The organism is Oceanobacter sp. 3_MG-2023, from assembly GCF_030688925.1.
Lineage (GTDB): Bacteria > Pseudomonadota > Gammaproteobacteria > Pseudomonadales > Oceanobacteraceae > Oceanobacter.
In genome coordinates, this window is record NZ_JAUYVX010000008.1 from 36,488 (window position 1) to 49,283 (window position 12,796).

The 12,796-nt window shown below is 50.2% G+C and carries 11 protein-coding genes; 1 reads left to right on the top strand and 10 read right to left on the bottom strand.

Going from position 1 to position 12,796, the window contains the following annotated elements; genetic code table 11:
* Positions 1 to 54 precede the first annotated feature (54 nt).
* The 5 genes from Q8W32_RS08865 to Q8W32_RS08885 form a co-directional block, all read right to left on the bottom strand.
* The gene (locus Q8W32_RS08865) at positions 55 to 1,224 is read right to left on the bottom strand and encodes a benzoate/H(+) symporter BenE family transporter (protein ID WP_305414585.1); all 1,170 of its coding nucleotides are present in this window, start codon (positions 1,222 to 1,224) and stop codon (positions 55 to 57) included.
* Positions 1,225 to 1,243: 19 nt separating this feature from the next.
* Entirely contained in the window at positions 1,244 to 1,642 is a 399-nt protein-coding gene (locus Q8W32_RS08870) for a RidA family protein (protein WP_305414587.1), read from the bottom strand.
* 167 nt (positions 1,643 to 1,809) lie between these two features.
* Positions 1,810 to 3,444, bottom strand: a complete 1,635-nt coding sequence (locus tag Q8W32_RS08875; RefSeq protein ID WP_305414588.1) for an amino acid ABC transporter ATP-binding/permease protein — start codon at positions 3,442 to 3,444, stop codon at positions 1,810 to 1,812.
* Entirely contained in the window at positions 3,441 to 5,198 is a 1,758-nt protein-coding gene (gene cydD, locus Q8W32_RS08880; RefSeq protein WP_305414589.1) for a thiol reductant ABC exporter subunit CydD, read from the bottom strand. The genes Q8W32_RS08875 and cydD overlap by 4 nt, the downstream gene beginning before the upstream one ends.
* Before the next feature lie 192 nt (positions 5,199 to 5,390).
* A complete protein-coding gene (locus Q8W32_RS08885; protein ID WP_305414590.1) occupies positions 5,391 to 6,314 on the bottom strand; it encodes a LysR family transcriptional regulator in 924 nt (307 codons plus the stop codon).
* A 162-nt stretch (positions 6,315 to 6,476) separates the two neighbouring features.
* On the opposite strand from Q8W32_RS08885, the gene speB reads away from it, so the two are divergent.
* Positions 6,477 to 7,451: an agmatinase gene (gene speB / locus Q8W32_RS08890; protein WP_303433566.1), complete on the top strand. Its 975-nt coding sequence runs from the start codon at positions 6,477 to 6,479 to the stop codon at positions 7,449 to 7,451.
* Positions 7,452 to 8,023: 572 nt separating this feature from the next.
* On the opposite strand, the gene Q8W32_RS08895 is transcribed toward speB, so the two are convergent.
* The 5 genes from Q8W32_RS08895 to Q8W32_RS08910 form a co-directional block, all read right to left on the bottom strand.
* Positions 8,024 to 8,743, bottom strand: coding sequence for a hypothetical protein (locus Q8W32_RS08895; RefSeq protein ID WP_305414591.1), 720 nt, complete (start codon positions 8,741 to 8,743; stop codon positions 8,024 to 8,026).
* A gap of 105 nt (positions 8,744 to 8,848) precedes the next feature.
* Entirely contained in the window at positions 8,849 to 9,445 is a 597-nt protein-coding gene (locus tag Q8W32_RS08900; RefSeq protein WP_305414593.1) for a hypothetical protein, read from the bottom strand.
* 89 nt (positions 9,446 to 9,534) lie between these two features.
* On the bottom strand, positions 9,535 to 10,995 hold the full coding sequence (locus Q8W32_RS08905; RefSeq protein ID WP_305414594.1) for a hypothetical protein: 1,461 nt from the start codon (positions 10,993 to 10,995) through the stop codon (positions 9,535 to 9,537).
* 312 nt (positions 10,996 to 11,307) lie between these two features.
* Entirely contained in the window at positions 11,308 to 11,535 is a 228-nt protein-coding gene (locus tag Q8W32_RS16605) for a transposase (RefSeq protein WP_370693676.1), read from the bottom strand.
* A gap of 179 nt (positions 11,536 to 11,714) precedes the next feature.
* Positions 11,715 to 12,779: a hypothetical protein gene (locus Q8W32_RS08910; RefSeq protein ID WP_305414595.1), complete on the bottom strand. Its 1,065-nt coding sequence runs from the start codon at positions 12,777 to 12,779 to the stop codon at positions 11,715 to 11,717.
* Between the last annotated feature and the right edge of the window lie 17 nt (positions 12,780 to 12,796).

Genomic DNA, 12,796 nt, shown 5'->3' on the forward strand with positions numbered 1-12,796 from the left:
ACCAGCACGACTCACCGGGGCTGATACCGGTGAGTTTATCGACGCCGTCGTGTTTCAGCGCGCCACCCGTCGCAGCTGGTTGGTCATCACAAACACCGCGGTTCCCAGTACCACGCCCCAGAATGCCGAGCCGATACCATAAATACTGATACCGGATGCGGTGGTCATAAAGGCCACCATCGAGGCTTCCAGGTGCTCCTTGTCATCCAGCATCCCCGCGAGGCTGCCACTGATGGCTCCCAGCAAGGCCAGTCCGGCAATAATGGCAATCATCTCCGTTGGAAAGCTGGTAAAAAACAGCACCACACTGCCAGCAAACAAACCCGCCAACAGATAAAAAAAGCCGCTGGCAATACCAGCAATATAACGCTTGTCCGATTCCGGGTGAGCATCCGCACTGGTACACATGGAAGCGGTAATGGCCGCCACAACGGTCGTAATGCCGCCAAACAGGGCAATAGGAATCGAGGTCAGCGACAAGACGGTAATGACCGGTCGGGTCGAGACCGTATAACCGGCCGATTTGAGAATGGTAAACCCCGGCAAGAACTGCCCGGTCAGGCTGACGATCATCAGCGGTAACGCCAGGCTCAGGGTCGAGCTGATCGTCCACTCCGGCATAATCAGGGTCGGGGTCGCCATTTCCCAGCGCAGCGAACTGAGATCGGCATCCAGCACGGTAAACGACAAACCAAAGCCAAGCACAACCAGCAGCACCAGAAAATAGCTGCGGCTAAAAAACTTGAACATCACAAACGCCATCACCATCACCACCGCCACGACCGGTGTCGACTCCAGCGTACGGAATGCCCCCAAACCAAAATCAAACAGAATACCGGCCATCATGGCGCTCGCCACTCCGCGCGGAATCAGATGCACCACCCGGTCAAACAAACCACTGATGCCAATCAGCAGCAGGATCACCGCCGCCGTGATATAGGCACCAATCGCTTCGTTTAACGACAACTCAGGGAACAGCGTCACCAGTAATACCGCCCCCGGTGACGACCAGGCCGTGATCACAGGTACCCGCAGCCAGGCGCTCAGACAGATCCCGGTGATGCCAGCGCCAAACGACAAGGCCCACACCCAGGAAGTCATCATCGCATGAGAGACACCGGCCTGTTCAGCCGCCTGAAATACAATCGCCAGTGGCCCGGAGAACGACACCAGCACCACCATAAATCCCGCAATCAACGCGGACGCAGAGACATCTTTGATCATCGAGCCTGTTCCTGATAAATCATTCAAATTGGGCGACACCCTTCACTTCCAGAAAATACCCGGGCGCACCACATAAAGAGGCCGCACCAATTGCCGTCCAGGCAACCAGGATACCGTCCAGATAGCGGTCACGTACTTGCATAAATAACGGCAGGTCACGCATATCGGTGTGAAAGCTGGTCATTTCGACCAGGTCGCCAAACGAACCACCTGCCGATTCTAACACCCGCTTCATATCCTCGAACACCATAACAAACTGGGCTTCTTTATCTACCACCAGCTGGCGTTGGGAATCCCGGCCAATCTGGCCGGAGATATACAGTGTCTTGCCGACCAGAACACCCGGTGCATAACCGATGTCATCGCGAATAAATTCCATGCCTGCTGGCACAATGGCTTGTGATTGAAGAGTCGTCATAACAGTACCCGTATACATCATGGTGATGGATGGTCAGTCGAATGGTTACCGGTAAAAAGCAACCAGAGAACAGGCTAGCCGGGCGAGATGCCCGGCCACTATCCATATCACTTCAATTTGTATCCAGTCACTGCAGAGCGGCAGTAAAACAGCAGGCGGGGAGCCTGCTAGCCCAGCTCCAGTACTTGCTGGCCCGGCAAAATCAGATCCCGATCATGGCTGTTGGCAATCACCAGCTGGTGTTGCCAGTGGTCGGCCAGGTTGGCAAAGACCTGTTGGGCCAGATCAACGTCCATTCCGGCTCCCGGCTCATCCAGCAGAATAATCCGCGGCTGCTGCAACACCAGTCGTGCCAGCCCCAGTCGTTTGCATTCACCGCCCGATGCTTGCCACTCACCATCGCCAAGCCAGGTATCCAGCCCCTGCGGCAGCTGCATGGCCCACTCGTCCAACTGCACCAGAGCCAATGCCGCCAGAATATCGTCATCGCTGTGCGGGTGGTTCAGACACACGTTGTCACGCAGACTGGCACGCAAGATATCGATACGCTGTGGCATCAAGCCTATCCCTTCAGGGCTGTCCAGCGACAGCCGAATGGCACCGGCCGAAGCCTGCAACTGACCAGCCAGCAAGGCAATCAGCGTGCTTTTGCCACAGCCACTGGGGCCATAAATCCAATGCCAGCGGGTGCGTCCCGCCTGCGTTTCAAAACGATGGCTGAAACCATCAAACACCGCCGCTGGCTGGCCAGGGTAGCGATAGTGCAACTGCTCCAGCACCACGGCCAGATCCTCCCGGTCGCCGACGAACTCACGGCCATCGACAGCAACATGATCACTGGCGGCCAGTTGATCAAGCCGTTGTAATGCTTTCATACCCAGCTGCCAGGCTGCCACCACCGGGCCAGCCGTCAACAACACTTCGCCACTCCCCAGCGTCAGCAACAGCAACATAAACAGGTTGGCTCCGGCCAGCTCACCCGCTTGATAGGCAACAAATCCTTGCCAGAAAATCACCACCACCAGCGCCACCAGTCCAGCCTCAGCCAGCAGCAGCAGTGTATGCTGGCGAGACACCGCCCGTACTTCCTGACGATCGGCGTCACCGGCCTGTTCGACCAGTTGCTCCCCGGCCGCCTGTAAACGGCCATGCAGCGTCAGCGTGCGCATATTACTGAGCAAGGCACTGGAGCGTCGCCATTGCTCTGACCGCAGCTGATGGCTGCCATCCTGCGCCTGCAACACTGCCCGGCTGTACAGTAACGGCATCACCAGCACCACCAGCACCAACAGAGGGATGGCCCAGGGCACCACGGCAGGCAATACCAGCGCCAGGGTCAACAGATAGCCCAATACCGTCGCTACATTCACCACCGCCGGTAATACTGCCGACAGATAGATGGACTCGATATGCTGCACGTCTTGTAGCAAGCGGCTGGTTGATTCATGCCGGTCCAGCTGGATTTCCTGCCACTGCCGCCGACCAATCAGCCGGAACAGATCCCCTCGCAAGCGGGATATAATCCGGAAGGTCGCTTCATGACTGGCCAGCCGTTCACCATAACGCCCCAGGGTTCGTGAGATCGACAGGCCGCGAACCATGGCCGCCGGGGTAAAATAATTAAACTGATGCGCCGCCACAGCATTCAGCCCCGCCATGGCCGCGGCACTGATAAACCAACCCGAGACGGCCAGCAAGGCAACCCCGGAAAATGCCGTCAGCACCGCCAGAAAAATCCCCAGCAGAGCCAGCTTTTGCTCAGCCGCCAGCTGGCGAAAATAATGTTGTGACAAGGACTTCATAACAAGGCCTCCGCTGCTGCCGCTTTGGTCAGCGAGATCTCCAGATCAAACAACTCACGCTCCCCCGGGCGATGACTGGCCATTACCAGCATGCCGCCATCCGCCGCAAAAACCGCCAGCTGCTGCATAAATTCAGCCGCGGTATCCTGATCGAGATTGGCCGTTGGTTCATCCAGCAACAACAAGGCAGGCCGATGCAGAAACACCCGCGCCAAGGCAATCCGCTGGGCCTGGCCACCCGACAGATAACCGCCGCTGTCGCTGATAAGATAATCCAGCTGACCCGGCAAGGCCGCTACCAGCACATCGACACGCGCATTGCTCAAGGCTGCCCACAGCGCCTCATCGCTGAACGTGCGCCCCAGGGTCAGGTTCTCGCGAATGGTGGCAAAGAGCAGTTCCGGCTTTTGCGACAGATAACCAATCTGCTGAAACCAATCCGCCTGACGATACACAGAGGCCGGTTGGCCATTGATACACAACGCCCCGGCCAGCACTGGCCGCAAGCCCGCCAGCGTATCCAGCAAGGTGGTTTTACCCGACCCGGAAGGGCCGTTTAACAAGACTTTCTGGCCTGGGTGCAGCTCCAGATCAACCGGCCCATGCACCGGTTTGTCGAGCTCACCACTTTGCACACCACGCAGCTGCAACGACGTCAGTGCCGCCACCTCATGGGGTTGGCTGTCTACCGCCAGTTGGCGATGCCAGCTATCCAGCTGCAGCAGGTGTTCGGCAACACTGACCGCATCCGAACGGTCGTGATACAAGGCTCCCATACGCCGTAATGGCTGGTAGAACTCCGGTGCCAGCATCAATAAAAAGATACCGTCAAACAGACCATACCCGGCCGCGTAACTGCCAACATCGTATTTATCGAGAAAGAACAGCCCCAGATACAGCGCCACAATCGCCACACTGATGGCACTGAAAAACTCCAGTACCGTGCCCGACAAAAATGCCAGCTTCAGCACCTGCATGGTCGATTTGCGATAATCTTCCGACTGTTCAAACAGCCGATCGCCTTCCTGCTCTACCGCACCTGCCAGTTGTAATGCCTGCAGATTCTTCAGGCGGTCGGCCAACAAGTCCCCGAGGCGGTTGAGCTGCTGCAAATTGGCGCGGCTGACATCGGCAGCTTTGGAACCCACCAGCACCATAAACAAGGGCACCAGAGGAGCGGTCAGTAACAGAATCACAGGCACCAGCCAGCTGACAAACGCCGACGCCAGCAGAATCACCAGCGGCATCAGACCGGCCAGCCGCTGCTGCGGTATAAAATCGGCAAAATAACCCCGTTGTTTGTCGATTTCGGTGGTCAGCAAATTGCTGACTTCCGCAGCGTTAAAGTGAGGAAACAAACGAATATTGAGGCCAAAACAGCGTTGTAAGGCAAATTGTCGCAGCGCCGCCCGAATCCGCAGACTGGCGCGATTACCCAGTAATCCTTGACCCCAGACCGCCAGCGCCCGCAATAACAGAATCGCCGCCAACTGCAGCCAGTCCTGTAATGATGGCAATACCGATGAAGGCTGGTACACCGCCCGATCCAGCAAGGTCGCCACCTGCCAGGCCAAGGCAATGGTCATCGCCACCTGTAACAACCCCAGCAGGGTTGAAAAAGCGTTATAAAAGCGGGCTTTGCGGCCAAAATATTTAAGTAACGCCGCCGCAGTGGCAAATTCCGGCGTCTGGTCTGGCGATTTCATCATGGCGGGGCCTGTGCAGAAGTCGAGGCTATATAAACGGCGAGACATACTATCAGAACCCATGGCAGGAAACTGTAAGCACGGACTGAAGAATACTGTTTCAGATTCGCTGTTAGCACTCTGACCAATACCGCCACCCGGCTCCTCTCACTACCCGCTCACTACCCGCTCACTACCCTCTCACTACCCGCTCACTACCGCTGCGGATATCCATGGTTCTAACCGGGCTGATGTCTGGGCTTATATCCGCGCACCAATCACTTGCTCGATCAACCACTGCAAGGCCGGGTCCTGTACGTGCAGCGGATGTTGGATCAGGGTCATATCCCAATGCGGCATATCCGCTGGCCCATCCACCGTACGTACCGGCAGCCAGTCACTAAACAGTTCGGCCATACGACGCGGCAGGGTTAATAAGGCCCGGCGTTCGGCAACCAGACGGGCGGCGGCTAGATAATTGATCATTTGAGCCAGGCGCTGGCGCTGACGTTGCTGGCCAGCCAGCCAGCGGTCGATGCCATTGGTGCTGGTATCGGTCTGGTCCAGCATCACCACATGAGGAAAATCCAGGTACTGATCAAGGGTGAGCTGGTCGGGAATATCATCGAAGCGTGTGCCCGCCAGGCAGACCAGTTGTTCGGTCAGCCAGGGCTGCCGTAACAGGTGCGGGGGAATGCTGAGATTTTCATCCAGACCAATGACCAGATCCACCGAGCCATTTTCCAGCCGCTCCAGCGAGGCGTGCGGGCCAATCATTTCCAGGTCAAAGATAACCCCGGGGGCTTGCTGTTGCAGCGTCGGCATCATGTCTGGCAATACCACCGCCTCAAAGTAGTCCGTGGCTGCAATGGTAAATACCCGCTGGCTATGGGCCGGTTCAAATTGTTTCGGCGGTGCCAGCGTCAGCTCCAGTTGTTTCAGAATGGCTTTGACTTCAGGCAGCATCGCCAGCGCCCGAGGCGTGGCCTGCAAGCCACTGCCACAACGTACCAGCAAGGGATCGTTGAGTTGCTGACGCAGCCGATTGAGGGCATGACTGGTGGCCGACTGACTCAGAAACAGCCGTTCCGAGGCCCGCGAGACATGGCATTCGCTGATCAGGGCATCAAATACCTGCAACAGGTTAAGGTCAAAATGTCTTAGTGGTGACGTGGTATCCGACATATTCAGAGTCTCCGCCAATTATGTACAGCGTGCATTATGTCAGGAATATTATTCATTTCTCTAATAATTTGGCGACGCTTATTCTGCGCTTCATACCGTATCGAGACACAGGTAACACCCTGATCTCAGCTTCTGACAACCCAATGAGTGACTGGAATATTCATGTACCCGACGTCCGCTTCCCATAATCCGCTGGCTACCTCCTCTGCCAATGCCGACCTGCCGCTCTACGGGGCGTTAGGTATGACCTTTATGCAGTGCCCGTTGATGACAGATATCCGCACCTCCCTCGCCGATGTCATTGTCGCGGGAGTGCCGTTTGATATGGCTACGTCTGGTCGTCCCGGTGCCCGCTTCGGGCCTCAGGGAGTGCGTCAGGCATCGGCCAATCTGATTTGGGAAGGCAAGCGTTGGCCATGGACTTTTGCGCTGGATGACGTGTTAAAACTGGAGGATGCCGGGAACCTTGCGTTCCGCCATGGCGAACCACAGACGCTGGTCGACAACCTCGAAGCCTTTGCCGCTGCTTTGGTACAGGCCGGGAAAAAGACACTGTTTTTGGGTGGCGATCACTTTGTCACCCTGCCGATCCTGCGGGCCCAGGCAAAGCAACACGGGCCGCTGGCACTGATTCATTTTGATGCTCATACCGACACCTATGACGGTGGCAGCCAATACGATCACGGCACCCTGTTTCACCATGCCGTAGTGGAGGGACTGGTGGATACAGAACACTCGATCCAGCTGGGAATTCGTACCGCGTATGAATCAGACGGACACCCGTTCGAAGTTATTGACGCCGCAGAACTGAATGACCTTGGCCCGGCCGCGACACTGACGCGTATTCGTCAGCGAGTGGCAGGACGGCCGGTTTATATCAGTTTTGATATCGATGCCCTCGACCCGGCATTTGCCCCAGGTACCGGCACACCAGTATCCGCGGGTCTGACAATGGATGGGGCACTAAAAATCATCCGGGGCCTGGCTGGAATGGATATACGTGGCATGGATGTGGTGGAAGTAGCACCCGCTTACGACCATGCAGAAATCACCTCGCTGGCAGGAGCAACCCTGGCGCTGGACATGCTGTACGCCGTTGCCGCAGGAAAAATGCAGGCCGGGTTACCGGCAGCATAGACGGCAGAACCGTCCAGGGACGATGCAATCACAACCCGGTCAGCGTTGAACCCCAATGCCCTTGCTGATCTGGGTTGCTGCTCACGAGATTCCTTTCTTCTTGCATAGAACCCGGAAGGTGTTGGATAACCTCCCAAAAGCCTGAAAACAGATACTCGTGGATAAATAACCCTGGCATTTTGTTATGTTCAATACAAATGAACGTTCATTTATATTGAACACCTGTGAGTAAAGCGAACGAAACGGGATTTACTGCAACTCTGCGCGGATCAACTGCCCAGGCAAGCCCGAATAGCGGCGGAATTGCGGGCAGTCAATTCTGATGAGCTCTGTAATACCGGAATGGCTCTTTGCTTACCCCGGCAAGCAGTCCTGCCTATTTATTGGGAAAAGGAGCTCAATACCGATCGGATAGCCAACCTGATCAATAAGATTGGTACTGAACGGATTCTGGCTGCGGAATATATCCCCGCAGGAATCGCCACTCAGCTGGGGCACCGTAAACACTAAATTTGACCCAAACCAAAAAGGCCAAGCGTGGGGAATCACTCTTAAATTGTTTGTTAGGTAAATTATTTCGACCAAAACTCATTAGCCACAAACTCATGATGCTTCAAAGCACTCTGACTATCAAAATGAGCTTTAGTAAACAAAGAGTATAACGAAAATATGATGTCATGTGACTGCTCAACAATGTCAGCAGCATCAGAATAGACCAAACCAAAATCTGCAGCGTCAAATACTCTTCTACCCGTGGTTTCCGTTGATTGAAACTGTTTATGGGAAATCATTTTGTTACGAGCATTATTTACTCGAATGCCAAGTTCTGAACTAGTGAGAGTTTGATATTTTCCAATCGCGACTTCAATTAATTCATCAAAGGCACGCATTTTTCTAGTTGCTTCTTCCACTCGAAAATACTCAACAGACTCATCTGAAACTGAGCCGTTTACAGAGTAGACTTGCAAATCCTTTGAATCTGAAAACCATTTTTTAAGTTGGCTTTTAAAATTGGTGTCTTCTAGGGCTTTCATAACATTATGTACACTAGCCACTTTGGGCTGTGTATCAAACATAATTGCACGCATCTCTGATAGAACATGCATGTACAGTGAAAAACGAAGAGTATTTACACCACTGGCAGCGTAAGACCCATCCCATCTTTTTAGGTGCTCGGAATCACCGATAAGGTGAGAAAGTAAATTTTGATTCTGGTCTGCTAAAAAGTAGGCATTCACAATACTCGAAAGCATCATTGCATTCTTATCAATTCTTTTAATTATTACGCTCATACTTCCCCAATTTACCTGACGCCTCATTCAGAGGCAAAAATTAGTTGGCTATAATATTGAGGAACGAAAACAGCCAACTGTATTTTTGTCCTTTGCAATGACTTGTTAGGCATTTGTATCTCGGTTAGCCACAGAATCCATTTTTTGTTTGAATTTCTTTCTTAACTCAAGTGACTCGGGAGACTTAAGTTTTTCAATATAATCAGCAAAGTCTTTCTTTAATGCTTCGTGAACAGCATTTCTATTTAGTACTTTCATACCTTCAATTCGTTCATACATATCACCGAAAGACCACACTAAGGCAGAACTTTGAATTTCTGCTTGATGTAGGATTCCACAGCGAAACTCTTTATAAAAATTGTCACGTTGTTCTTTCGTATGGAAATATTCACAAAAGTAAGGACTTGTTTTAAGAAACCTCACGAAAACTTTTTTTGATTTTCCATCAGTTGATTCCAATCCTTCTTTAAAAGCCTGGAGAGTTTCGATTAATAATAAATCTATTTCTAAAACAGTAAAACCAAAGCGCTTTTCGGAATTTTTTAATTTTTTTTCAAATTCAATAAGTTTATCTACAGGTTCTAAATACCTAGATGATAATCTCGAACAAAGAACACCAATAGCTTTCTGCCAATCATCTTCGTTACTTTCTAAATCAAGTGACTTCCACTGCTTTGCAGTAAAATTAGGTGCAATCTCCAAGTACGACTCCTTGAATGCCTAACGCCGCGCTCTGCGGAAATTTAGGAGCGCCAGCGAGTAAATTTTCCGTAGCAGCGCCTTGTTATATTTCATTTCCCTTTTGCTCTCGAGATCACACCCATCATTGAATGAGAAAACTGTCCAAACTCAGCTTTCTCGTTAAGCTTATCGGAAACATATTTACCTGTGGCTGCGGTCGCACCTAGTGGAAGTAGCGCACCTAAGAATGGTGCTAAAACTGGAAACATTGTTACACCCAATGTGCCAGCAGCAATTAAAACCGTGTACTTATGCTTTGCTTGATATTTATCATTAAATAATGAAACCTGCTTCTCATGTTTCGATATTGCTCTTTCAATATGAGAGCATACTTCGGCAGCAACATACCCTAAATCTTCGAGCTTGGTATTAGGCAAGCTGTTAACTAAATCTCTTAATTCCTTCCTAAACTCAACATTTTCATCTGTTTTTCTCAGTGCCACGAGCTGGGAGTCTTTAATATTAGCTAAATAATCAAGTCTTTTAGACATAAGAGACTGTAGAATTGCTGAGGTAGATGGATCAAATGACGCAACATTACCTGCAGATACATTCTTCATCCCTGCAATAAGCTGGTAATAATGCGCCTGTGCATTAACACAGAGAAATGGATGACTTCTGAATTCATCGGAATTTTCCAGCAAATGGTAGTTTGGCATAATACGCTCAAAGATCGCGTTAGTTACAACACTAACATCACCTTTCGAAAACAACTCATTACACCAATCTACCGACCTCCATTGTTTCATTTCAGCCTTGTAATTTTCTAACTCTACGTTTAGAGACTCGCCGGGTTCCGAACCCTGCGAGACAAAAAGTCTTGATTCTTCAATTTTTCTAAAGTATAGATCAGGGTGCTTAGTAGCAAACTCCATAATATCTTGAGGGTGTGCTATGCCTGAATCCACATAATGTGAAAATACATCAGTGATAAGTTGAAGACTATTTTCTTGCGTTTGCTGATCATGCTCTTCAAGTGACTTCTCAAAGCTTGGAAATACAAAAAACGGAGGAAGATCAAATTCATTCCCTTTAAGGTCACACAGATGCAATATGAAAAATACCATTTGGAGAGGAATAATATGACTAAACTGTTCTTTATCACGTTTTTTCTCCAGCCAAGGCATTACAGGGTCAGGAATTAACACTGTATCGGAATATAGAAGAGATTTTCGCGTAGCATTTAACTGTGTATGTAAGAAGCGGCTACTCCCGCCTAGGTTCAACTTACATGCATCTAATTTCTTAGCTGCACTAAAAGCTTTACCACCTTCTTCCGAATATAATTTCTTAAGTTTCTTTTCGAGAGTTGAATATGCCACCATAGACCTTTCAGCTCTGCTAGGATTTTCCCTTAAAGTAACAGCCATTTCTTGGATCGATTCGGAGAAACCATCCAGTGCTGAAAAGTCACGCGGTAAGCAGCCTGTAACGTTGAGGAAAAACTCGGTCAATACCTCAAAGTATCTATCTTGATAAATAATTAAATCGTGTAATTCCTGCTGACTCACTTAGATACTCCGTTTGAAACATAACAGTTTATTAGTGCGCATGCGCGGTTCCTGGGCAAGCCGGTTCCTGGGAAATTACCGTAACTACTTGAATGATAAGAAGTAATATCCATTTCCAGATCTGTCCATTCTGTGAAAGCGAGCATGCGCATTAACTCCGTTGTGCCTTGTGCATTAATCTGTCAACCTGCGCAACAACTTTCCGTGTATCAATGCCTTGACGATAACAACGTCCGGGAAAGCGCGCAAGGCTTCTGAAAAAGCGCGCATTAATTTGGGTAATCTTTCAATTATACTGGATATGCATACACATCAGATCAAGGAGTGATGAATCTGCTCGACCAGTTGCCGTTCGCTGCGAATACTGAAGAGGATTTGCAGCAGCAAGGCTCTCAATAAAGGCTCCGGTGGAATGGATTCCTGCCCACGCTCGGAATAGATCAGGCTGAGTTTCCAGTCGATGTGGGTGAGTGCCTGATCGAATAGGGTTTTGATGGATCGTAAAGGGTGATCGTGTGGAACCCGTTCATCCAGTTTGATGGTGGTTTACCGAAGCCAGTAGGCATCAGGGATAAAATCAACAGCCTGCTAGAGCACCCTAAATCTCATCTATTCCTTTATTTGTTAGTAGTTTTATACTCGGAAATATAACGCCGCATTTTGGGCTGGTTTGGAGCGCAGCGTAAAACCAGTCCGACAACATGCACTTGTTAACACTTCTATCCACGATCTCGACGCCCGGAAATTATGGATAAAATATTTATTACAGCATTAGTTGATTCAGCACACATAGCAGCCAACCTAAATTCTGCCGTACGTCTGTGTGTTAGATCGTTAGCTAGATCAAGAGATGCCCTTGCGTGACGCCTGATGTTTTCGTTGCTTTTGCTTGGCAAAACAGATGAAATATAGGCTTCAAGCATGCGCTTCGCGTCTGTCTTCGATGGTATTGTCCCATCAGTAGAAGGGTGTAGTTCTGGATCATATACCGCTTGCGCAAGGGATATTAGAGTTTCTCGCGCCAGTAACCCAATACCTTGATATTGCTCCTCAGAGTCTGCCTGAACCAAGCGCAGTTTGATTTCACCCATGCTTCGATCTACGCGATTCCAGCCGGTAGGTTCTTCAAATACCGGATTTACAGATGCAGTTTTCATCCCTTTAATCGTTTCTATTGTCGAGGAATACATTTCTGACAGAAAAGCTCGCCTTGACTGATATGTGGGTAGCGATCCATCACTCCACTTTCCATACCACTCCCATAAATCTTTAAACGGATTAGGATTGTGCAACTCCCTTTCTCTAAGAGCCTCTGAAATTTCTGGGAGGGTTGACTGGTAATCGCTATTTACTTCTTGAATTCTGGCGCCGCCTGTAGATACAGAAACCATTACACTCTTTTGAGTTTCGAGTAACTTAACCAGATCTTCATGTGATATTTTGTATGCCTTACCGTGAATCTCATCAGCTAGCTCAGGGGAAATCACCACTTCACCAATCCAGGATTCTGGGTATGACCGAAACAAAGTTTCAGCCTTGTCCTTTATACTTTGCTCAATAGCCTGAATTTCTAATTCAATATTAGAATACAGCTCCAATGGAATCCGACAAGAAATGCCATATATAGTAGTTCCGCCATTCCAGTTATCGTATCCACTTACCTCAATATTTGTCTTTCCTTGAGATAGTACCTGAAATTCAGGCGCGAGGTTTTCTCTTTTGAAAAGATTTGCCAAGGTTACGATTATTCTTCTTGAATCTTGTATTAATGGGTCCATGGTCATGTAGTGTTAACGCCTAG